The organism is Mangrovactinospora gilvigrisea, from assembly GCF_001879105.1.
GTDB classification, from domain to species: Bacteria; Actinomycetota; Actinomycetes; order Streptomycetales; family Streptomycetaceae; genus Mangrovactinospora; species Mangrovactinospora gilvigrisea.
Genome location: NZ_MLCF01000003.1, coordinates 1 through 21949, shown reverse-complemented (window position 1 = coordinate 21949; position 21949 = coordinate 1). Strand labels below are relative to the sequence as shown.

At 75.0% G+C, this 21949-nt stretch carries 18 protein-coding genes, 1 tRNA gene and 1 pseudogene; 14 read left to right on the top strand and 6 right to left on the bottom strand.

Annotation, left to right across the window (positions count from 1 at the left end; genetic code table 11):
* The 9 genes and pseudogenes from BIV57_RS25525 to htpX all read left to right on the top strand — a co-directional run.
* Window positions 1-380 (top strand): annotated as a pseudogene (locus BIV57_RS25525) (NADH-quinone oxidoreductase subunit C); the annotation flags it as partial.
* Window positions 377-1339 (top strand): complex I subunit 1/NuoH family protein, encoded by a 963-nt coding sequence (locus BIV57_RS01500; protein ID WP_071654754.1) that lies wholly within the window; start codon window positions 377-379, stop codon window positions 1337-1339. The pseudogene BIV57_RS25525 and the gene BIV57_RS01500, both read left to right, overlap by 4 nt.
* Window positions 1339-1878 (top strand): 4Fe-4S binding protein, encoded by a 540-nt coding sequence (locus tag BIV57_RS01495; RefSeq protein WP_071654753.1) that lies wholly within the window; start codon window positions 1339-1341, stop codon window positions 1876-1878. Before BIV57_RS01500 ends, BIV57_RS01495 begins: the two co-directional genes overlap by 1 nt.
* A complete protein-coding gene (locus BIV57_RS01490; RefSeq protein WP_071654752.1) occupies window positions 1875-2429 on the top strand; it encodes an NADH-quinone oxidoreductase subunit J family protein in 555 nt (184 codons plus the stop codon). The genes BIV57_RS01495 and BIV57_RS01490 overlap by 4 nt, the downstream gene beginning before the upstream one ends.
* Window positions 2429-2860 carry an NADH-quinone oxidoreductase subunit NuoK gene (gene nuoK, locus BIV57_RS01485; RefSeq protein ID WP_071654751.1) on the top strand — a complete coding sequence of 144 codons (432 nt, stop codon included), beginning with the start codon at window positions 2429-2431 and terminating at the stop codon, window positions 2858-2860. Before BIV57_RS01490 ends, nuoK begins: the two co-directional genes overlap by 1 nt.
* On the top strand, window positions 2857-4887 hold the full coding sequence (locus BIV57_RS01480; protein ID WP_071654750.1) for an NADH-quinone oxidoreductase subunit 5 family protein: 2031 nt from the start codon (window positions 2857-2859) through the stop codon (window positions 4885-4887). Before nuoK ends, BIV57_RS01480 begins: the two co-directional genes overlap by 4 nt.
* A 6-nt stretch (window positions 4888-4893) precedes the next feature.
* Window positions 4894-6549: a complex I subunit 4 family protein gene (locus BIV57_RS01475; protein WP_071654749.1), complete on the top strand. Its 1656-nt coding sequence runs from the start codon at window positions 4894-4896 to the stop codon at window positions 6547-6549.
* Window positions 6546-8102, top strand: coding sequence for an NADH-quinone oxidoreductase subunit N (locus BIV57_RS01470; protein ID WP_071654748.1), 1557 nt, complete (start codon window positions 6546-6548; stop codon window positions 8100-8102). Before BIV57_RS01475 ends, BIV57_RS01470 begins: the two co-directional genes overlap by 4 nt.
* A gap of 137 nt (window positions 8103-8239) precedes the next feature.
* A complete protein-coding gene (htpX, locus tag BIV57_RS01465) occupies window positions 8240-9103 on the top strand; it encodes a zinc metalloprotease HtpX (protein ID WP_071654747.1) in 864 nt (287 codons plus the stop codon).
* Here the strand turns inward: htpX and BIV57_RS01460 are convergent.
* Window positions 9094-10005, bottom strand: a complete 912-nt coding sequence (locus tag BIV57_RS01460) for an RNA polymerase sigma-70 factor (protein ID WP_071654746.1) — start codon at window positions 10003-10005, stop codon at window positions 9094-9096. The genes htpX and BIV57_RS01460 overlap by 10 nt on opposite strands.
* A 159-nt stretch (window positions 10006-10164) precedes the next feature.
* Here BIV57_RS01460 and BIV57_RS01455 point away from each other — a divergent pair, with 159 nt between their 5' ends.
* Complete coding sequence (locus BIV57_RS01455) at window positions 10165-10560, top strand: YccF domain-containing protein (RefSeq protein ID WP_175548628.1); 396 nt, start codon at window positions 10165-10167, stop codon at window positions 10558-10560.
* Between the two features lie 62 nt (window positions 10561-10622).
* On the opposite strand, the gene BIV57_RS01450 is transcribed toward BIV57_RS01455, so the two are convergent.
* The 3 genes from BIV57_RS01450 to BIV57_RS01440 all read right to left on the bottom strand — a co-directional run bounded on the left by BIV57_RS01450 (window position 10623) and on the right by BIV57_RS01440 (window position 14110).
* A complete protein-coding gene (locus BIV57_RS01450; RefSeq protein WP_071654744.1) occupies window positions 10623-12008 on the bottom strand; it encodes a dipeptidase in 1386 nt (461 codons plus the stop codon).
* Window positions 12005-13393, bottom strand: coding sequence for a glutamate/gamma-aminobutyrate antiporter GadC (gene gadC, locus BIV57_RS01445; protein WP_419185677.1), 1389 nt, complete (start codon window positions 13391-13393; stop codon window positions 12005-12007). The genes BIV57_RS01450 and gadC overlap by 4 nt, the downstream gene beginning before the upstream one ends.
* Window positions 13394-13621: 228 nt before the next feature.
* Complete coding sequence (locus BIV57_RS01440; RefSeq protein ID WP_071654742.1) at window positions 13622-14110, bottom strand: YajQ family cyclic di-GMP-binding protein; 489 nt, start codon at window positions 14108-14110, stop codon at window positions 13622-13624.
* 169 nt (window positions 14111-14279) lie between these two features.
* Here BIV57_RS01440 and BIV57_RS01435 point away from each other — a divergent pair.
* The 3 genes from BIV57_RS01435 (at window position 14280) to BIV57_RS01425 (ending at window position 17154) form a co-directional block, all read left to right on the top strand.
* A tRNA-Tyr gene (locus BIV57_RS01435) sits at window positions 14280-14361 on the top strand.
* 204 nt (window positions 14362-14565) lie between these two features.
* Window positions 14566-15621 (top strand): DUF4349 domain-containing protein, encoded by a 1056-nt coding sequence (locus BIV57_RS01430; RefSeq protein ID WP_175548627.1) that lies wholly within the window; start codon window positions 14566-14568, stop codon window positions 15619-15621.
* A 108-nt stretch (window positions 15622-15729) separates the two neighbouring features.
* Window positions 15730-17154, top strand: coding sequence for a GH1 family beta-glucosidase (locus BIV57_RS01425; RefSeq protein ID WP_079169927.1), 1425 nt, complete (start codon window positions 15730-15732; stop codon window positions 17152-17154).
* 132 nt (window positions 17155-17286) lie between these two features.
* Here the strand turns inward: BIV57_RS01425 and BIV57_RS01420 are convergent, their stop codons facing one another.
* Entirely contained in the window at window positions 17287-17655 is a 369-nt protein-coding gene (locus tag BIV57_RS01420; RefSeq protein WP_071654740.1) for a nuclear transport factor 2 family protein, read from the bottom strand.
* Between the two features lie 186 nt (window positions 17656-17841).
* Between BIV57_RS01420 and BIV57_RS01415 the strand changes: the two genes are divergently transcribed.
* Window positions 17842-20730, top strand: a complete 2889-nt coding sequence (locus tag BIV57_RS01415; RefSeq protein WP_071654739.1) for an ATP-binding protein — start codon at window positions 17842-17844, stop codon at window positions 20728-20730.
* Between the two features lie 65 nt (window positions 20731-20795).
* Here the strand turns inward: BIV57_RS01415 and BIV57_RS01410 are convergent.
* Window positions 20796-21949 (bottom strand): MFS transporter (locus tag BIV57_RS01410; protein WP_071654738.1); only part of this gene is annotated, 1154 nt, incomplete at its 5' end.

Genomic DNA, 21949 nt, shown 5'->3' with positions numbered 1-21949 from the left:
CCCCCTGGGCGGTCCCCCCACCCGAGCGAGGCGAGGGCGCCGCCGGCGAACCGGCTCCGCCAGCGCGCCCGGCCGGCCCGCGGCGGAACCGCTCGGCGGGCGGCGGCAGTGCCAGCCAGCGCCCGGCGGAGTCCGGCGGTGATGCTGGTGACGGGCCGTCACCCGACCCGGCGGTCGGCGGCCACGCGGGCGGCGACCCCGCAAGCCCGCCCCCGCCCCCGGCCGGCCCACGCCGCAACCGCTCGGCGGGCGGCGGCAGCGCCAGCCAGCGCCCGGCGGAGGCGTCCGCCGAGCAGCGTTCCTCGGACTCCGACCCCGAACCCGACCCCGGCGGCCCGGAGACCGAGCCCCCCTCCCGGGATGACGGCGGTGGGGCGTGACCGTACTTGAGGTTGTGGTGCGGTTGGTGGTGGTGCTGGTGGTGTTCCTGGTGCTGCCGCTCGTCGTGGGGCAGACCGAGCACAAGGTGATGGCCCATATGCAGGGCCGCCTCGGCCCCATGGCCGCCGGCGCGTTCCACGGGTGGGCCCAGCTCGTCGCCGACGGAGTCAAGTTCGCGCAGAAGGAGGCGTTCGAGCCCGACGGCGCCGACCGCCGCATCTTCCGGCTGGCGCCGGCCGTCGCGCTGCTGCCGTACCTGCTGGTGCTGGTGGCGATCCCCGTCGCGCCCGCGACCAACGGCGTCGTCGCCGACTTCGACACCGGCGTGCTGCTCGTCCTCGCCCTGATGGGCGTCGGCGTGCTCGGCTCGCTGATGGCCGGGTGGGCGAGCGCCAACAAGTTCGCGCTGCTGGGCGGCATCCGCGTCGCCGCGCAGCTGATGGCGTACGAGCTGCCGATGCTGCTGGCCGCCGCGTCCGTGGCGATGGCCGCCGGCACGCTCTCCCTCCCCGGCATCCTCGGCGCCTTCCACTGGTGGTGGATCCCCTGGCAGGCGATCGGCGGAGCCGTCTTCTTCACCGCCGGCCTCGCCGAGCTGCAGCGGCCCCCGTTCGACATGCCCGTCGCCGACTCCGAGATCATCTTCGGCGCCTACACCGAGTACACCGGCCTGCGCTTCGCCCTCTTCCTGCTCGCCGAGTACGCCGGGATCGTCGTGCTCTGCGCGCTCACCTCGGTGCTCTTCCTCGGCGGCTGGCACGGCCCCGCCGCGGGCGCGCTCGGCTGGCTGTGGACGCTGCTCAAGACCGGCGTCCTCGCCTTCGTCGTCATCTGGCTGCGCGTCACCTACCCGCGGCTGCGCGCCGACCAGCTGCAGCGCCTCGCCTGGACGGCGCTCATCCCGCTCGCCCTGCTGCAACTCGCCCTCACCGGCATCGTCAAGGTGGTGATCAGCTGATGCCGCCCCTGCCCGGCAGCGGCCTCGCCAAGGGCCTCGCGATCACGCTCCGCACCATGACCCGGCGGTCCGTCACCGACGAGTACCCGGACACCGAGCCCGCCCTGCCGCCGCGCTCCCGCGGCACCATCGCGCTGTTCGAGGAGAACTGCACGGTGTGCATGCTGTGCGCGCGGGAGTGCCCGGACTGGTGCATCTACATCGACTCCCACAAGGAGACGCTGCCCGTCGAGCGCCCCGGCGCCCGCGCCCGCACCCACAACGTCCTCGACCGGTTCGCCATCGACTTCTCGCTCTGCATGTACTGCGGGATCTGCATCGAGGTGTGCCCGTTCGACGCGCTCTTCTGGTCGCCGGAGTTCGAGTACGCGGAGGAGGACATCGCCGACCTCACCCATGAGCGCGACCGGCTGCGCGAGTGGATGTGGACGGTGCCCGAGCCGCCCGCGCTCGACCCCGCCGCGGAGGAGCCCAAGGAGGCCGCCGCCGCCCGCACGGCCGCCGAGAAGGCGGCCGGCCGAGAGGGGGACACCGCATGAGCGGGCAGTCGTTCCTCTCCACCAGCGGCACCGAGATCGCGTTCGTCCTCGTCGGCATCGTGGCGCTCGGCGCCGCCCTGCTCACCGTGACGACCCGCCAACTGGTGCACGCCGCCCTCTGGCTGGTGGTCGCGCTGGGTGCGCTCGCCGTGGAGTACCTGCTGCTCACCGCCGAGTTCGTGGCCTGGGTGCAGGTGCTGATCTATGTGGGTGCCGTGGTCGTCCTCCTCCTCTTCGGGCTGATGCTCACCCGGGCGCCGATCGGCCCGTCCCCGGACGCCGACTCCCGCCACCGGCCGCTCGCCGCGGCCGTCGCGGTGGCCGCGGCCGCGCTGCTCGTCACCGTCGTCGCCGACGCCTTCCGCACCACCTGGATCACGCTCCGGCCGGGCGCCGGCAGCGCGGAGGCCAACGGCATCGGGCTCTTCCGGGCCTGGGTGCTGCCCTTCGAGGCGCTGTCGGTGCTGCTGCTGGCGGCGCTCGTCGGCGCCATCGTGCTCTCCCGGCGGCGCGCCGCCCGCCCCGGCGTCCACGAGGAGGCCGACGACTGATGCATCTGCTCTACCCGGTGGTGCTCTCCGCCCTCCTCTTCTGCACCGGCGTCTACGGGGTGCTGGCCCGACGCAACGCGGTGCTCGTCCTGATGGCCGTCGAGCTGATGCTCAACGCCGTCAACCTCAACCTGGTCGCCTTCGACGTGTGGCTGCGCGACACCCTGCACGCCGGCCAGGCCCTCACCCTCTTCACCGTCACCATCGCCGCCGCCGAGATCGGGCTGGGCCTCGCCATCGTGCTGCTGCTCTACCGCCGGCGCGGCACCTCCTCCGTCGACCGCCTCGACGAGCTGGCGGACCGTCCCGATCCGCCGCATCCCGACCAAGGCGCCGGCCCCGACCCCGACGCCGACCAAGACGCCGACCCCGATGCCCGCCCCGCACCTGACGCCACGTCAGACGATCAGCCCCGGAAGGCCGCCGCGTGACCCCTGCCCTGGCCGCCCTCGTCATCCTGCTGCCCTTCGCCGCCGGAACCGTCGGCCTCCTCACGGGGCGGCTCGCCCCCGGCCTCGCCCGCCCGCTCGCCGTGCTGCCGACCGCGCTCTCCGCCGCGCTGGCCGTCGTCCTCGCTGTGCGCATCGGCTCGGGCCAGGCCGACTTCGCCGCCCCGCTCACCCCCACCGGCGGCTGGTCGGCCGGCCGGGACATGCCGATCTCCCTCGCCTTCCACCTCGACGGGCTTGCCACCCTGACGGCCGTGCTGGTCGGCGTCGTCGCGACCTGCGTGCAGATCTACTCCACCTCCTATCTGCGCGACGACCCCCGCTACCGTTCCTACGCGGCCGTCGTCTCGTTCTTCACCTCCGCGATGCTGCTCGTCGTGCTCACCGGCGACCTGGTGGTGCTGATGGTCGGCTGGGAGGTCATGGGCATCTGCTCCTACCTGCTCATCGGCCACCACTGGGAGAAGCGCGACGCCCGCTCCGCCTCCCTCAAGGCCTTCCTCGTCACCAAGCTCGGCGACGTCCCCTTCCTCTTCGGGCTCTTCCTGCTCGCCTTCGACGCCGGCACCTTCCGCATCGACGGCGTCCTCACCGCCGCCGTCAACGGGCGCATCGACCACCCCACGCTCGCCGCGCTGCTGCTGCTCGCCGGGGCCGTCGGCAAGTCCGCGCAGTTCCCGCTGCACACCTGGCTGCCGGACGCGATGGCCGGCCCCACGCCCGTCTCCGCGCTCATCCACGCCGCCACCATGGTGGCGGCCGGCATCTACCTGATCGCCCGGCTGCACCCCGTCTTCCTCGCCTCCGGCGCCGCCCTGCTGGTGCTCGCCGTGCTCGCCGCGATCACGATGATCGGCTCCGCGCTCTGCGCCCTCGCCCAGGACGACGTCAAACGCGTCCTCGCCTACTCCACCGTCGGCCAACTCGGCTACATGGCGGGCGCGCTGGCCTGCGGCGACCGCGACGCGGCGGCCTTCCACCTGCTCACCCACGGCGCCTTCAAGGCGCTGCTGTTCCTCTCCGCCGGCGTCCTGATCCACGCCGCGGGCACCAACTCGCTCGCCGCGATGAGCCGCATCCGCGGGCTGCGGCACCGCGCCCCGGACGCGTTCTGGTGCCTGACCATCGGACTGCTGGCGCTCGCCGGCATCCCTCCCTTCTCCGGCTTCTTCAGCAAGGACGCCGTGCTCGCCGCCGCCGAGCACGCCACCTCCGGCACCTTCCACGCGCCGCCCACCGGCGATGTCACCGGCCTCGTCGTGCCGGCCGCGGCCGGCTGGACCGTCCTCCTCTCCGGGCTGCTCACCGCCCTGCTCACCGCGGCCTACGCCACCCGCCTGTGGCTGCTGGCCGCCGGATCCCCGACTCCGACCCTCACGCTAGCGGCGGGCGCCGACAGCGGCGCCGACTCCCGTCCCCAGCCTGTGGAAAACTCTGCGGACCCGCAGCTCACGGCCCATCAGCCGACCCATCAGCCGGCCCATCAGCCGGCCCATCAGGAGGCGGCGGACGCGGCGCACGAGCCGCCCGCGCAGCGCTGGCCGCTGTGGGCGCTCGCCGTGCCCTCGTTCGCGCTCGGCCTCGCCGGCCTCAACACCCACTGGCTGCCGGCCCTCCTCGACCAGGTCGGCCTGCGCCCCGCGACGACCACCGCGGTGCCCTCGCTGGCCTGCGCGGTCCTCGGCGTCCTCGCCGGCTGGGGCGCCGCCCGCGCCCGCCCCGGCGCCGACCCCGGACGCACCCTCCTCGGGCCGCTGCACGCCCCCGCCGTCCGCGGCTTCTACGTCGACGCGGCCTACAGCCTGATGTTCGTCCGGCCCGTCCTCGGCGCCGCCCGGCTGGCCCGCTTCCTCGACGCCGACGTGGTGGAGACCTATGTGCGCGGCACCGCCGCCACCACCCGCGGCGCGGGCGCCGCCGTCCGCCGCGCCCAGACCGGCAACATCCAGACCTACCTCGGCGTGCTGCTCGCCGGCGCCGTGGTCATCGGCATCCTGGTGGTGGTGTGACGCGCCATGAGCCCGACCGTCCTGAGCGTGCTGCTCGCCCTCCTCCCCGCCGTCCCGCTGGCCGGCTCCCTCGCCGCGCTCTCCCCGCGGACGACGCCCCGCCGGCTGGGGCCCGCCGCGACCGGGCTGACGCTGCTGCTGGCGATCGCCGTCGCCGCCGGCTACGACTACGGGCGCCACGGGCTGCAGGGGCAGACCGACGCCTCCTGGATCCCCTCCCTCGGGGTGCGCTTCCACCTCGGCGTCGACGGGATCTCGCTGCCGCTGCTCGTCCTCACCGCGCTGCTGACGTTCCTGTGCGCGGTGCACGCCGAGCGCCGCCCCCCGCACGGGCCGGGCGCCCGGCCCCGCACCGGGCTGCTCCTCGTCCTCGAGGCCGGCATGATCGGCACCTTCGCCGCCCAGGACCTCATCCTGTTCTTCCTGGCCTTCGAGTTCGTGCTGATCCCGATGTACCTGCTCATCGCCCGGTGGGGCGACGACGGCGCACCCGTCGCCGGCCGGCACCCTGCCAAGGAAGCGCTTCGCGCGCCGCCCGGCCCCGCGCAGGGCGCCGCCAACCGGTTCCTGCTCTACACCCTGCTCGGCAGCGTGCTGATGCTGGTGGGTTTTCTGCTGGTGGGCCTGCACGCCGGGACGTTCGACATGCCGGCGCTCGCCGCCCGGCACGGCGCCGGCCTCGGCCACGGCACCCAGCTCGCCGCAGCCCTGCTGATCGGCATCGGACTGGCCGTCAAGGCCCCGATGTGGCCGCTGCACAGCTGGCTGCCGGACGCGCACACCGCCGCGCCCACCATCGGCTCGGTGCTGCTCGCCGGGGTGCTGCTGAAGATGGGCACCTACGGCCTCGTACGGATCCTCGTCCCGGAGGTGCCGTACGGCACCCGGCAACTCGCCCCCTACCTGGCCGCCTTCGGCGTCGTCGGGATCCTCTGGGGCGCCCTGGTCTGCCTCGACATGGTGCGCCGCCGGGCCGCCGACCTGAAGCGGATCATCGCCTACTCCTCCATCGGCCACATGGGCTTCGTGCTGCTCGGCATCGCCACCCTCACCCCGGCCGGCCTCAACGGCGCGCTCTTCGCCAACATCGGCCACGGCCTCATCACCGGCCTTTTGTTCTTCCTGGTCGGCGCGGTCAAGGAGCGCTACGGCAGCGCCGATCTCGCCGTGCTGGAGGACGGCTCCGACGCGGGCGCCGCCCTCTACCGGCGCGCGCCCCGCCTCGGCGGGCTGCTCGCCCTCGGCGCGATCGCCGGGCTCGGCCTGCCCGGGCTCGCCGGCTTCTGGGGCGAACTGCTCGCCCTGCTCGGCTCGTTCCACGCCGACCCCGCGCTCGGCCACCGCACCACCTATCTGGTGCTGATGGCGCTCGGCGGGCTCGGCACCCTGCTCACCGCGGGCTATCTGCTGCTGATGGTGCGCCGGGTCTGCATGGGCCCGCCCGCCGTCCCGCCCGTCGCCCGCCACCACCCCTCCGAGGAAGCGCTCCGCGCCCCGAATTCGCCGGAGCCGGCCGCCGAGCCCGGCATCCCCGACGCCTCCCGGTTCGAACTGGGCGTCTGGGCGCCGCTGGTGGCGCTCACCGCCGTGGCCGGGCTCTGGCCGGCCGTGCTGCTCCGCCTCACCGACCCAGCCGTGACCGCCCTCCTCGGACCCCGGTGACCGCCGTGCCCCCACTGACCCAGAACGTCGACTGGCTCGCCGTCGCGCCGCCGCTTGTCACCGCGCTGGCGGCGCTCGCCGCGCTGCTCGCCGCCGTGCTGCTGGGCGACGGGCCGCGCGCCCGGCGTGCGCCCGGCGCGATCGCGGTGCTCGGGCTTGCCGCCGCGCTGGCGCTGCTGATCCCGCTGCGCCGCGGCGACCGCACCGCCTTCTGCGTCGCGGGACGCCCCGCCGACTGCTCCTACGCCGCCGACCGGTTCGCCCTCGCCTTCCAGCTCCTGGTCCTGGGCGGCGCGCTGGTGGCGGCGCTGCTGTCGCTGCACGCCGTCCGGGGCGACGGGGCGTCGGAGAAGCGGCTGCCGCGCGGCGAGTTCTGGTTCCTGCTGCTCGGCTCGACCGCCGGGGCCGCCCTGCTGCCCGCCGCCCGCGACCTCGCGACGTTGGTGGTGGCCCTGGAGACGGCGTCGCTGCCGGCGTTCGCGCTGGTCGGGCTGCGGCGGGACGCGCGCGGCGGGGAGGCGGCGCTGAAGTTCTTCCTCTCCTCGGTGGCCGCCACCGCCGTCACCCTGCTCGGCGTCTCCTTCCTCTACGGGGCGTCCGGGACGCTCTTCGTGCGCGCCCTGCCGGCGGCCCTGGAGCACGCCCCGGCGCAGTTGAGGACGCTGGCCGGGCTGGGCGCGGTGCTGGCGCTCGTCGGGTTCGCCTTCAAGACGGCCGCCGCGCCGTTCCACATGTGGGTGCCGGACACCTACACCGGGGCGCCGCTGCCGGTGGCCGCCTATCTGTCGGTGGTGGGCAAGGCGGCCGGGCTGGCGGGGCTCGCCGTCCTCACCGTGCTGGCGCTGCCGGGGTACGCGCATCTGTGGGGCCCGGCGCTCGCCGTGCTGGCGGCGCTGACCATGACGGTCGGCAACGCCGCGGCGGTGCGCAGCTTCGGGCGCGAGCGGTTCGCGCCGACCGCCGGTCCGGGTGACCGGGGCTCGGCGGTGCGGCTGCTCGCCTGGTCGTCCGTCGCGCAGGCCGGCTATCTGCTGGTGCCGCTGGCGGCGGCCGGGCACAACGGACGGCTGGGCCGGGCCACCGGCTCGCTGGTGGCGTTCGCGCTGCTCTACGCGGTCGTCAACCTGGGCGCCTTCGCGGTGCTGGCGGTGGTGGGTCGGGACCGCGGGGGCCTGCGCCTCGACGACCACCGGGGCCTCTTCGCCCGCCGGCCGGTCGCCGCGCTGGCGCTCGCCTTCTTCCTGCTCTCGCTGGCGGGGGTGCCGCCCGGGGTGGTCGGCCTCTTCGGCAAGCTGGTGGTGCTCCGCTCGGCGGTGGACGCCGGGCTGGGCTGGCTGGCGGTGGTCGTCGCGCTCAACTCGGTGGCCGGGCTCTACTACTACGCGCTGTGGACGGTGCGGCTCTTCGCGCCGGCGCCGGCGGGGGAGCGGGCGGCGTCCCGCGTGCCCGTCGGGCTCGCCGCGGCGCTCGCCGTCACCGCCGTGCTGGGCGCGGTGCTCTCCGCGGCGCCCGAGCTGGCGCTCCGCCTCACCTCGGGGACGCTGCTGCGCTGAGACCGGTCGGCGACAAATCCGGCGAACGGCGACGAATCCCCAGATACACACTGGGGAACCCCATCCCGGCACCGCACGTTGATCCTCCTGACGGCCGATGGATCCGGCCCCGGCACCATCCCCCAGGAGGACGCACCGTGCACCCCCGCCACCACAACGGACTCCGGACGGCCGTCCTCCTCGGCCTCCTGTCCGCGATCATCCTTGTGATCGGCGGTCTCTTCGGCACCACCGGCCTGGTGATCGCGCTGCTGGTGGCCCTCGCCGTCAACGGCTACGCCTACTGGAACAGCGACCGCATGGCGCTGCGCGCGATGCGGGCCCGCCCGGTGAGCGAGTTCGAGGCGCCCGCGCTCTACCGCACGGTCCGGGAGCTCTCCACCAACGCCCGGCAGCCGATGCCGCGGCTCTACATCTCGCCCACCGACGCGCCCAACGCCTTCGCCACCGGCCGCAACCCGCGCAACGCGGCGGTCTGCTGCACCGAGGGCATCCTGCGGCTGCTGGACGAGCGCGAGCTGCGCGGCGTCCTCGGGCACGAGCTGTCGCACGTCTACAACCGCGACATCCTGATCTCCTCGGTGGCGGGCGCGCTCGCCTCGGTGGTGATGTTCCTCGTCAACTTCGCCTGGATCGTCCCGATCGGGCGCGACGAGGACGACGACGGCCCGGGCCTGCTCGGCGCGCTGCTGATCATGGTGCTGGGCCCGGTCGCGGCGAGCCTCGTCCAACTGGCCGTCAGCCGCTCCCGCGAGTACGAGGCGGACGCGGCCGCGGCCCGCCTCACCGGCGACCCGATGGCGCTGGCGTCCGCGCTCCGCAAGCTGGAGAACGGCACCCGCAGCCTGCCGCTGCCTCCGGAGCCGCAGCTCCAGTCGAGCTGCCATCTGATGATCGCCAACCCGTTCCGGCCGGGCGACGCCGGCACCCGGCTCTTCTCCACCCACCCGCCGATCGCCGAGCGCGTCGCCCGCCTGGAGGCGATGGCCGGCTACCGCTGACCGCGGTCGAGCGCCCGCACCGCCTCGGCGCCCTCCAGCTTGTCGGGGTTGCGCACGCCGTACAGGGCGGTGATCCGCCCGTCCCGGATCTCGAAGGCGACCAGCCAGTCGAGCGCGCCGCCGGTGGTGAAGCGGGCGGCGGGCATGCCGTTGTAGGTGGCGTCCTCCACGCCCGCCGCGGCGCCGGCCGCGGTCCGCAGCACCCGGACGACGAACCGGGCGATCTCGTCGGCGCCGACGATCGGGTGCCGGGAGGCGACCACCTTGCCGCCGCCGTCGGAGAGCTGCACCGCGTCCGGCGCCAGCAGGTCCATCAGCGTCTGCACCTCGCCGGTGGAGGCGGCGTGCAGGAACTGCCGCACCACCCGGCGGGCGTCCGCCGAGTCGGGGTCGTGGCGGCGGCGCCGCGCCCGGACGTGCAGCCGGGCGCGGTGCGCGATCTGCCGGACGGACGCCTCGCTGCGGCCGACCGCGGCGGCGATCTCGGGGTGGGTGTAGCCGAAGACGTCGTGCAGCACGAAGACGGCCCGCTCGGTGGGGCCGAGCGTCTCCAGGACGAGCAGCATCGCGATCGACACCGAGTCGGCGAGGACGGCGTCGTCGCCGATGTCCGGGGCGGTGCGGATCGGCTCGGGCAGCCACGGCCCGACGTACTCCTCGCGGCGGGCGCGAACCGCGCGCAGCTGGTTGAGCGCCTGCCGGGTGACGGTGCGCACCAGGTAGGCGCACGGGTGCTCGACGCTCGCCGGATCGACGGCGCTCCACCGCAGGTAGCTCTCCTGCAGCACGTCCTCGGCGTCGGCCGCGCTGCCCAGCACCTGGTAGGCGACCGTGAACAGCAGCGGCCGGTAGGCGCTGAACACCTCGGCCGACCGCGTCGCCCCGCCCGGCGTCCCCGTCATCGCGCGCCTCCTCCGCTCGCGTTCCCGCACCTCGTCGAGGGTCGCATCTCAGGGACACGTCAGGGCGGGCGGGGGCCGTTCGGACGAGGTCGGGAGCGGGTTGCCGCACTAGCCTGGAAGGGACGTGCTACTCGACAGGAGGGGTTGGCCGTGCGGCTGATCGATTTCATCCTCAACGTGCTGTGGCTGGTGCTGTGCGGGTTCTGGATGGCGCTCGGCTACGTCGTCGGCGGGCTGATCGCCTGCATCACGATCATCGGGATCCCGTTCGGCGTCGCGGCGTTCCGCATCGCCGGGTTCGTGCTGTGGCCGTTCGGCCGCACCGCCGTCCGCCGGCCGGACGCGGGCGCGCCGTCGACGGTCGGCAACGTCGTCTGGTTCGTCTTCGCGGGGCTGTGGCTGGCGATCGGCCACATCGTCACGAGCATCCCGCTGTTCTGCTCGATCATCGGCATCCCGTTCGGCTGGGCCAACCTCAAGCTGATCCCGATCTCGATCATGCCCCTCGGCGCCGAGGTCGTCCCCACCGACCAGAAGTTCGCCGCCTGGCGCTGACCGCCCCTGCCTGGGGCTGACCGCCTCCGCCGGGCGCGGGGCGGGAACGCGACTTCGGCGCCCTACCGCGCCGCCGCCACCGCGTCCGGATAGGTCCGCAGGAAGAGCGCCTCCACCAGCGCCATGTTCCTGATCTCGGTGGGGTCGACGCTCTCGTCGGGCGCGTGGATCGCGCACAGCGGCTCCTCCACCCCCATCAGCGCGATCTCCGCTTCGGGGGCCACCGAGGCGAAGACGGTGCAGAGCGGGATCGAGCCGCCCTGCCCCTCGCGGGTGGCGTCCCGCCCGTACGCGGCCCGCATCGCCGCGCCCAGCGCGGTGTACGCCGGCCCGTCCGTGCGCGCCGCGAACGGCTGGCCCGGCTCGCCCCGCTCCACCGTGACGCGCGCGTTCCACGGCGCCGCCGCCGTCAGGTGCGCGGCGAGCGCCGCCGTCGCGTCCCGCGCGTCCGTCCCCGGCGGCACCCGCAGGCCGACCCGGGCGCGGGCGTGCGCCGGCACGGCCGCCGCCGAGCCCACCACCGGCGGGCAGTCGATGCCCAGCACGGTGACGGCGGGCCGCGCCCACAGCTGGTCGGCGACGCTGCCGCCGGGCACCAGGCCAACGCCGTCCAGCACCCCGGCGTCGGCGCGGAACCGCGCCTCGTCGTACTCCGCCCCCGTCCACCGCCCGTCGCCCGGGAGACCGTCGATCCGGGTGGCGCCGTGCTCGTCGCGCAGCGAGTCGAGCATCCGGATCAGCGCGGCGAGCGCATCCGGCGCGGGACCGCCGAACATCCCGGAGTGCACGTTGCCGGCCAGGGTGTCCACCGTCACCCGCACCTCGGCGACGCCGCGCAGCGAGGTGGTGAGCGCCGGGACGCCGACGGCCGCGTTGCCGGTGTCGCAGACCAGGATCGCGTCCGCCGCGAACTCCTCGGGGTGCGCGGCGACGTACTGCTCCAGGCCGCCGCCGCCCTGCTCCTCCGAGCCCTCGGCGACGAACCTCAGGCCGACGGGGATGTCCCCGTCCAGGGCCCGAAGGGCCGTCAGATGCATGGCGATGTTGCCCTTGCAGTCGGCGGCGCCGCGCCCGTACCAGCGCCCGTCCCGCTCGGTGAGCGTCCACGGCGGGGTGTGCCAGGCGGACTCGTCGCCGGCCGGCTGCACGTCGTAGTGGCAGTAGAGCAGCACGGTGGGCGCGCCGGGCGGGCCCGGCCGCTCGCCGAGGACGGCGTGGCTGCCGTCGGGCGTCCCGACGAGCCGGACGTCGTCGAGGCCGGCGTCGGCGAAGGCGTCGCGCACCCAGGCGGCGGCCTGCCGGCACTTCTCCGGCGGCTGCTGCTCGGCGTCGAAGACGGAGGGGACGGCTACCAGTTCGGCGAGGTCGGAGCGGGCGCGCCCCATCAGGGCGTCGATCCGGCCGGCGAGCTCATCGGGGGCGGGTGCGGGGGCGGGGGCGGCGGTCATGACACCTCGTCGAGGGAGTGGGATGCGGGGTCGACCCAGTCCGGTTTGCGGAACCTGAGGAAGAGATAGGGGACGAGCAGCCCGAGCAGCACCAGCCCGCCGGCCACCACCAGCACGTAGACGGCGGTGTTGCCGCCGCCGAACTGCGAGGACGGGATGAAGCCGATGGCCATGGCGAGCAGCGAGGCGACCAGTCCGACGCCGCAGAGCGTCTTCAGCATCGGCGCCCGGTAGCCGCGCGGATGGTCGGGCCGGGTGGTGCGCAGCCGGACGGCGGCGACGAAGACCAGCAGGTAGACGATCATGTAGACCTGCGTGGTGATCACCGACAGCATCCAGTAGGAGCTGGAGACATTGGGGACGAAGGCGTAGAGCAGGGCGATGACGGTGGTGAGGACGCCCTGGCTGACCAGGATGTTCTGCTGCACGCCCCGCTGGTTGACCTTCTGCAGGAAGGGCGGCAGGTAGCCGTCCTGACGGGCGATCATCAGCAGGCCCTTGGAGGGGCCGGCGAGCCAGGTGAGCATCCCGCCGAGCGAGGCGAGCACCAGCATGATCCCGAAGATCGGGGTCAGCCAGTGCACATGGAAGTGCCGGAAGAAGCTGCTGAACGCCTGCATCACGCCGGCGGTGAGGCTGAGCTGCTTGGCCGGCATCACCCAGCTGATGGCGAGCGCCGGGAGGATGAAGATCAGCAGCACCATGCCCATCGCCAGGAAGATCGCCTTGGGGTACTGCCGCGGCGGGTCGCGCAGCTCGTTGACGTGGACGGCGTTCATCTCCATGCCCATGTAGCTCAGGAAGTTGTTGACGATGAGCACCAGGCTGGCGATGCCGGTCCAGGGCGGCAGCAGGTGGTGGGAGTCCATCGGCGCGGCCGAGGCGTTGCCCTGGCCGAGGAAGAGCACCCCCAGGACGATCAGCACCACGCCGGGGATCAGCGTGCCGAGCACCAGCCCCAGGCTGGAGAGGCTGGCGACGGTCTTCACGCCGCGGGAGGAGACCAGCACGCCCACCCAGTAGAGCACCATGATCACCACGGCGGTGAAGAGCCCGCTGTCCGCCAGCTTCTCGTCGAAGACATAGGCGAGGGTGCTGGCCACGTAGGCGAGCAGGGTGGGGTAGTAGAAGATCGTCATGGCGAACTGGCACCAGACCGCGAGGAACCCCAGCGGCTTGGAGAGCCCCTCGCTCACCCACTTGTAGACGCCGCCGTCCCAGCCCGAGGCGAGCTCGGCGGCGACCAGCGAGGTGGGGAGGAGGAAGACGACCGCCGGCAGCAGGTAGAGGAAGACGGCGGCGATGCCGTAGACGGCCATGCTGGGGGAGGGGCGGAGGCTGGCGACCGAGGCGGTCGTCATCAGCGCGAGCTGACCCCAGGCGATCGCGGTGCCCCTCCCGGGGCGGGCCTTGCCGCGCGGATCCTCGGACGGGACCTCGACCGCGCTCACTCCGCCTCCCGGGGCTGGACGATGACTCGCGCTCAGTTAACCCGGCAGGCCCGTAAATTACCTCGAATGTCTACCAATCGGGCGAACCGGACGCGTCTGCGCTCGCGCCCGCATCCACCGCTCAGCCCCGCCTCGCTCAGCCCCGCCCGCCCCCCGCCTCGCTCAGCGGTAGTTGGCGAACTGCACGTCGAAGTCGTAGTCCTGCGCCTTGACCAGCCGCTGCACGGCCTGCAGGTCGTCCCGGCTCTTGGAGCTGACCCGCAGCTCCTCGCCCTGGATCTGCGCCTTGACGCCCTTGGGGCCCTCGTCCCGGATCAGCTTGCCGATCTTCTTGGCGTTCTCCGTGGTGATGCCCTCCTTGAGCGTCGCGGAGAGCCTGAACTCCTTGCCGGACGCCTGCGGTTCGCCCGCGTCCAGAGACTTCAGCGAGACACCGCGCTTGATCAGCTTGGACTGGAAGACATCGAGGACGGCCATCACCCGCTCCTCGGAGTTGGCCTTCATCACGATGCTCTCGCCGGACCACTCGATGGAGGCGCCCACGTTCTTGAAGTCGTACCGCTGGGACAGCTCGCGCCCGGCCTGGTTGAGCGCGTTGTCGACCTCCTGCCGCTCGACCTTGGAGACGATGTCGAAACTGGAGTCGGCCATGATTGTCGGATCTCCTCGATGGGGTGGGTCTGGGCTCGGTGCACGGCCTCCCCGCCCGTCTGGCGGAGCCGCCGCCCCAGCCTATCCACCGCGCCGCGAATGGAGTGGCGAACCACCCCCCACCATCAGGTATGGTTTACGACGTCGCGAGCGATCGCGGCAAACCCCTGGCGGTGTGCCCGAGTGGCCAAAGGGAGCAGACTGTAAATCTGCCGGCTTCGCCTACCCAGGTTCGAACCCTGGCGCCGCCACTTTCTTGGGACAAGGCCCCCGACCTGCACTGATGTGTGGGGCGGGGGCCTTTGTCGTAGGTCTGGGCGGAGGGGGCCGGGGGTGCGGCGCGGTGGAACGGCGGCTCAATCGCGGCCGTTTCGAGACCGGTTGGGGGGAACCGGCGGAGGGTCGCCTCCCTCCAAGGGGCAGTCGTGAGATCGGCCGCTTCCTTGGAGGTTTCGGTGCGCATATCCGGGTTGCTACGTGTCGGCGCGGCGGTCGCCGCGGCAGTGCTGGTCGCCGGGTGCTCGGGGGGAGGGAGCTCGGGCACGGGGCTGTCGTCGTCGGCGGCGAAGAGCGGCGGCGGGGCCGCGGCCCGCGGCGGGACGTCGAACGGGGCGCGGGCCGGCGCACAGGCGGCCGCCACCCCGGGGGCGCCGCGGGCCGCGGCCTCGCCGGCCGCCGTCTCCGCGGCCGGCACCGGCAACCGCGTCATCGTCTACTCCGCGGAGATCCAGCTGCGCACCAAGGACGTGCGCGGCACGGCCGACGCGGCGGAGCAGCTCGCCGCGAAGGCCGGCGGGTACGTCAGCGACGCGGTCGTCGGCGACTTCGACCAGGTGCGCCGCCCCGGCGGCGCCCCGGACGCGTCGCCGGCCTCGTCCACCCCGCTGAGCGCGCCCGCCAACGCCTCGGGCACCGCCGCCTACCTGGTGCTGCGCGTCCCGGCCGGCCGCTTCGACGCCGCCTACGGCTCGCTCGCCGGCCTCGGCACCGTCCTCGACCAGGAGCGCACCGCCGACGACGTCACCCAGAAGGTCGCCGACGTCGGCAGCCGGGTGAAGTCGTACCAGGCGAGCATCGCCCGGCTGCGCGGGCTGCTCTCGCACGCCGGTTCGGTGGGCGACCTCACCGCGCTGGAGTCGACGCTGACCCAGCGCGAGTCCGACCTGGAGTCGCTCCAGCAGCAGCAGACCGCGCTCAACGCGGAGGCGGCGATGTCGACGATCACCGTCGACCTCTACCAGCGGGCCACGCACGCCAAGCCCAAGGCGCACCACGGTGCCTCGCTCGGCGGCGCGGTGGGCGGCGGCTGGCACGCGCTGACGGCCACCGCGCACGGCATCGCGCTGGCGGCGGCCGCGATCCTGCCCTGGCTGGTCGTCCTCGTCCCGCTCGCGCTGATCGTGCTGTGGCTGCGGCGGCGCGGACGGGCGGTCGCCGCGGCACGGCGCGCGGCGGCCCGGCCGCGCCCGGACGGCGAGGCGTCCAACACCCCCGAGGACACCGCGGTCTGACCGCGCGTCGGCACGGCCGGGTGCAATCCGGCGGTGCGCGGTTAGGCTACCGGCGAGTTCGTGCCGCAGCAGCCACCGTCGCACCGCCGCACCCCTGTGAGGTCGCGCATGCCGTCCGAAGCCTCCAAAGCCTCCGACGCCTCCGAAGCCCTGGCCGCGCTGGCGTCCCGGCTGCCCGACGGGTTCCGGTTCGGAACCTCCACCGCCTCGTACCAGATCGAGGGCGCCGCGGAGGAGGACGGCAAGGGCCGGTCCGTCTGGGACACCTTCACCGCCCTCCCGGGCACCGTGAAGGACGGCGACACCGGTGCCGTCGCCTGCGACCACTACCACCGCTTCGAGGAGGACGTCGCGCTGCTGCGCGGCCTCGGCGGCGACGCCTACCGCTTCTCGATCTCCTGGCCGCGCATCCTGCCCGAGGGCACCGGCCGGATCGAACCCCGCGGCCTGGACTTCTACGACCGGCTGGTGGACGCCCTGCTGGCGGCCGGCGTCACCCCGCTGCCCACCCTCTTCCACTGGGACCTGCCGCAGGCCCTGGAGGACCGCGGCGGCTGGCTGGCCCGCGAGACCGCCGACGCCTTCGCCGGCTACGCCGACACCGTCGCCGCCCGCCTCGGCGACCGCGTCCACGAGTGGATCACCCTCAACGAGCCCTTCATCCACATGGTGTTCGGCTACGCGCTGGGCACCCACGCCCCCGGCCGCACGCTGATGCTGGACGCGCTCCCCGTGGCGCACCACCAGCTCCTCGGCCACGCCCGCGCCGCCGCCGCGCTCCGGGCGCGGGGCGCGCGCGCCGTGCTGGCGTCCAACAACCTCACCCCGGTGCGCCTGCACGAGGACGGCCGGACGGACGCCGACCGCGCCGCGGCCGCCGCCTACGACACCCTGCACAACCGGGTCTTCACCGACCCGCTGCTGCTCGGCGGCTACCCGGACCTCGACGCCTTCGGCGTCCCCGGCGACCTCGGCGGGGCCGTCCGCCCCGGCGACACCGAGGAGATCGCCCGCGACGGCCGCCTCGACGGACTGGGCGTCAACTACTACAACCCCACCTGGATCCGGGCCGCCGCCGACCCCGCCGCCACCGGCGGGCTCCCCTTCGACCTCGCCGAGCCGCCCGCCGAGTACGCCCGCACCGCCTTCGACTGGCCGGTCGTCCCGGACGGCCTCAGCGAGCTGCTCACCGGGCTGAAGGAGCGGTACGGCGACGCCCTGCCGCCGGTCACCGTCACCGAGAACGGCTGCTCGCAGCCGGACCGGGTGGTCGGCGGCAGCGTCGACGACGAGGCGCGGGTGCGCTACCTCGCCGGGCACCTCGGCGCCGTTGCGGACGCGAGGGACGCCGGGGTGGACGTCGCCGGGTACCTGGTGTGGTCGCTGCTGGACAACTTCGAGTGGGCGGAGGGGTACTCCCAGCGCTTCGGCCTGGTGCACGTCGACTTCGCGACCCGGACGAGGACGCCGAAGCGCTCCTACGCCTGGTACCGCGACCTGATCGCGGCGCACCGGGCGGGGCGCAAGGCGTAGGCCGCGGCGCCGCCGCACCGCGCGACGCCGCCGCACCGTGCGGCGGCGCCGGGCCGACAAGGTGCGGACGCGCCGATCCGCCCGGCGGCGGGATGCGGCCGGGCGGCTTCGACGGGGTGCGCGGTGCGCGGCTCACATGCCCGCGGGCACCTTGTCGAGGAAGCCGAGGACGCTGGTGATCCGCCCGTCCTTGTCGATCTCGATCACGTCGAACCCGATCGCCGCCGGCTCCTGGCCCTCCGGGCCTAGGTTCCAGGTGAACCGGGCGATGTCGTGGTGCGCGTCCACCGCGCCGCCGGAGGAGAAGACCAGGCCGGCGAACTGGCCCTGGGCGGCGGCGATCGCGGCGTCCAGCTGGTCGCGGCCCTGCACGGACATCAGCGGGTCGGTGTAGCGGGCGTCCGGGGCGAACACCTCGTCCAGCAGCGCGCGGCGCGCCTCGGGCTCGGTCGCGTTCCAGACGGCGAGGTAGCGGTCGACGAGCGCGGTGGCGTCGGTCATGGCGAACTCCCTGTTCATCGAAGGTGTTGCGGGGTGTCTGCGTGAGGTCCTGCTGACACCGGGAACGCTACGGAGCGGGCGGCGGCGCGGAATCCGTCGTCCTTAGGTAGTCGGCGACCGGTCGTCCGGGGCGCCGGTGGAGCAACCGCCTTGCCCGGGTGTCCCGCCCCGGGCGACGATGCCTCGGTGACCGCACCCAAGACCGTGCTGCACGGCCGCGCCGCCGAGACCGCGGCGATCGAGGAGCTCCTCGTCCCGGCCCGCGGCGGCTCCAGCGGGGCCCTGGTGCTCCGCGGCGAGCCCGGGATCGGCAAGACCGCGCTCCTCGACCACGCCGCCGGACGCGCCGCCGAGCTGGGCCTGCGCCTGCTGCGCGGCACCGGCATCGAGATGGAGGCCGAACTCCCCTTCGCCGGGCTGCAGTTGCTGCTCCGCCCGGCGCTGCGCCACCTGGACGCCCTCCCCGCGGCGCAGCGCGCCACCCTGGAGGCGGCGCTCTGCCTCGGCCCGAGGGCCGGCGGCCGGGACGCCGACCCCAGCGTTGGCCTTGCCGGGGCCTCCCCGAACGGCCCCGCCGTGGACACCATGGGCGTCGGCCTCGCCGTCCTCGCGCTGCTCGCCGAGCACGCCGGCGACGACGGCATGCTCGGCATCGTCGACGACGCCCAGTGGCTCGACCGCGCCTCCCGCGACGCCCTGCTCTTCGCCGCCCGCCGCCTCCACGCCGACGGCGTCGCCCTGCTGCTGGCCACCCGCGACGGCGTCGGCGCGCTGCCCGCCACCGTGCTGCCCGAGCGGCGCGTCGAGGCGCTCACCCCGGAGGCGTCCGACGCCCTGCTGGACGCGCTGCTCGCCGCCTCCGCCGACCCGGAGCGGCCCTTCCCGCCCGCGCTGCGCCGTCGGCTGCTCGCCGAGGCGCGCGGCAACCCGCTGGCGCTGCGCGAGCTGCCCGTCGCGCTCGCCGCCGAACGCCCCGGCGCGGCCGCCGCGCCGGGCGCGCTGCCGCTCACCGACCGGCTCCAACTCGCCTTCCACAGCCAGGTGAGCCGGCTGCCCGAGGCCACCCAGGCGCTGCTGCTGGTGGCCGCCGCCGACGAGACCGGCGAGCTGTCCGTCGTCCTGCGGGCCGCCGCCGGGCTCGGCGCGCACGGCGACGACCTGGCGCCCGCCGAGGAGGCCGGGCTGGTCACCACCGGGCCGGCCGCGGCCGCGGCGGACGGCGACCCCGAGGCGCCCGCGATCGCCTTCCGCCACCCGCTGATCCGCGCCGCCGTCCAGCAGCGCGCCCCGCTCGGCCGCCGCCTCGCCGTGCACCGCGCCCTCGCCGACGCCCTGGACGCCCCCGAATACGCCGACCGCCGCGCCTGGCACCTCGCCTCCGCGGCCACCGGCGCGGACGCCGACGCCGCGGACGCGCTGGAGCGCACCGCCGAGCGGGCCCAGGAGCGCAGCGGCCACGAGGCGGCCGCCGCGGCCTACGAGCGCGCCGCCCGGCTCACCGCCGACCCGCGCACCCGCGGCCTGCGCGAGACGCTCGCCGCGGAGGCCGCGCTCGCCGCCGGCGACCTGGACCGGGCCCGCACGCTCGCCTCCCGCGCCGTCCCCCGGGTCGGGACGGAGGCGGCGCCCGGCGCCCGCCTCGCCCACGTCCGGGCGCTCGCCGACTTCTGGCAGGGCGGCTACCCGGCCGCCCACCGGCTGCTGCTGGAGGGCGCCGCGCTGGCCGGCCCGGCGGCGCCCGCCCAGGCCGCCGCGATGCTGGTGCAGGCGCTGCACCCCGCCTGGTACCTGGGGGAGGAGCAGGTTGCCGAGACGCTGCGGCGGCTGGCGGAGATCGAGCTGCCCGAGGACGACCCGGTGCGCCCGCTCGCCAGCTACTTCCGCGGCCTGATGGACCGCGGCCGCACCGCACCGCCGCCCGTCCTCGAAAAGGCGCTGGCCGCCATGGAGGAGCGCGGCCGCGCCCCCGAGCCGGTGCTGATGATGGCGTGCGGCGCGGCGCTCTCCCGCGGCCAGGACGGCGACGCGCACGCCGTCGCCGTCCACCTCGCCGCCGAGTACCGCGCGGCCGGCGCCGCGGGGCGGCTGCCCACCGTGCTCTTCTTCGTCGCCGAGGCCGAGATCTTCACCGGACGCCCGCGGGACGCGCTCGTCACCGCCACCGAGGCGCGCGACCTCGCCGCCGACCTCGAACAGCGCCAGTGGTTCGGCCAGTTGAGCAGCGTGCTCGCCCATGTCGCCGCGTCCGAGGGCGACGAGCAGGCCTGCCGCGAGCACGCCGAGCGCGGCCTGGAGGGGTCCGCGCCCGGCTCCATCGCCCCCGGGGCGCCCTGGGCGCACTGGGCGCTGGGCCTGCTCGACCTCGGCATGGGCCGGGCCGAGTCGGCGCTCGACCGGCTGGAGCGCCTCACCCGCGAGCCGATGCGCCACCATTTGTGCGCCACCCGCTCGGTTCCCGACCTGGTGGAGGCGGCGGTGCGGGTGGGCGCGCCGGAGCGCGCCGAGGAACCGTTCCGCCGCCTGGAGCGCTGGGCCGAGGCGGCACGCCGGCCGTGGGCGGACGCCCTGGTGCTGCGCTGCCGGGCGCTGCTCGACGGCGACGGCAATGGCGACGGTGACGGTGACGGCGACGGGTCCGCGGAGGAGCGCTTCACGGCCGCGCTGGCTGTGCACGACCGGGAGGCCCGCCCCGTCGAGTACGCGCGGACGGCGCTGCTCCTCGGCGAATGGCTGCGGCGGGCGCGCCGCAAGGCGGAGGCCCGCGTCCATCTCGCCGCCGCGCAGGAGGTGTTCGAGCGCTTGGGGATGCGCCCCTGGGCGGAGCGGGCGCGCGCCGAGCTGACCGCCAGCGGCGCCGCGGAGGGCGCGTCCGCCGCGCCGGCGCGCACCGGGCCGGCGGCGGCGCTCACCCCGCAGGAGCTCCAGATCGTCCGGCTGGCGGCGGCCGGCCACTCCAACCGCGACATCGCCGCGCAGCTCTTCCTCAGCCACCGCACGGTCGGCTACCACCTCTACAAGGCCTATCCCAAGCTCGGCATCCGGGCCCGCGGCGAGCTGAAGGACCTGGAGCTGTAGCAGAACCCGCGCCCCCGGTGGGGGCGCGGGTTCCTCGCGGCCCGCCGCGGCCGGCCCGCCGCGGACTACGACGTGCGCGCACCGCGGGGCAGCGCCTGCACCAGCGCGGCGACCACCGTGCAGAGCACCGCGAGCGGCACCAGGCTCCAGGTGAACGCCCCGCCGAGGTGGACGTCCGCCCCCGCCCGGCCGTAGAAGACCAGGCCGACCACCGCGATCCCCAGCGCCCCGCCGACCTGCTGCGCCGTCGAGAGCACGCCGCCCGCCGACGCCGCGTGCCGCGGCTCCACCCCGGCCAGCACGATCCCCGGCATCGGCACCAGGGCCAGCCCCATCCCGGCGCCCGCCATCGCCATGCCCGGCGCCAGCCACGCCACCGAGCCGTGCCCGCCGACGAGTTGGACGGCGACCGCGATGACCCCGTAGCCGAGTGCCTGCAGCAGCGCGCCGACCGTCAGCACCTGCCGCCCCCAGCGTGCCGCGGCCCGCTCCGACAGCTTCGACGCGACCAGGTATCCGCCCCCGGTGGCCAGGAACAGCACCCCCGAGCCGAGCGCCCCCAGCCCGTGCCCCTGCTGCAGGTAGAGCGCCAGGTAGAGGAAGAACGAGCCCATGGCCATGTTGTAGACCAGCGCCAGCACCACGCCCGCGGAGAACGACCGCTGCCGGAAGAGCGCCGGCTCGACGAGCGGGGTCCCGCCGCGCGCCGCCGAACGGCGCTGGACCAGGACGAAGGTGCCGAGCAGCGCCGCGGCCGCGGCGAAGGAGAGCCAGGTCCACAGCGGCCAGCCCTGCGCACGGCCCTGGATCAGCGGCAGCAGGACGGCGACCAGCCCGGCGGCCACCAGCGCGGTGCCCGCGACGTCCAGGCGGGTGCGTCCGGTCCCGCGGGACTCGGGGACGAGCCGGCGCAGCAGCGCCACCGCGGCGGCGCCGACCGGCACGTTGATCCAGAAGATGGTGCGCCAGCCCAGGCCGAAGAGGTCGGCGTGGATCAGGACGCCGCCGATCAGCTGCCCGAAGACCGCGGCCAGGCCCATCGCCAGCCCGTAGCCGGCGAACGCGCGGGCCCGCTTGGCGCCGTCGAAGCCGGCGGTGATGGTGCCCAGCACCTGCGGCATGTAGAGGGCGGTGGCAAGGCCCTGCACGATCCGCGCGCCGATCAGCTCGCCGGTGCTGCCGGCGAGCGCGCAGGCGGCGGAGGCGAGGGTGAAGAGGG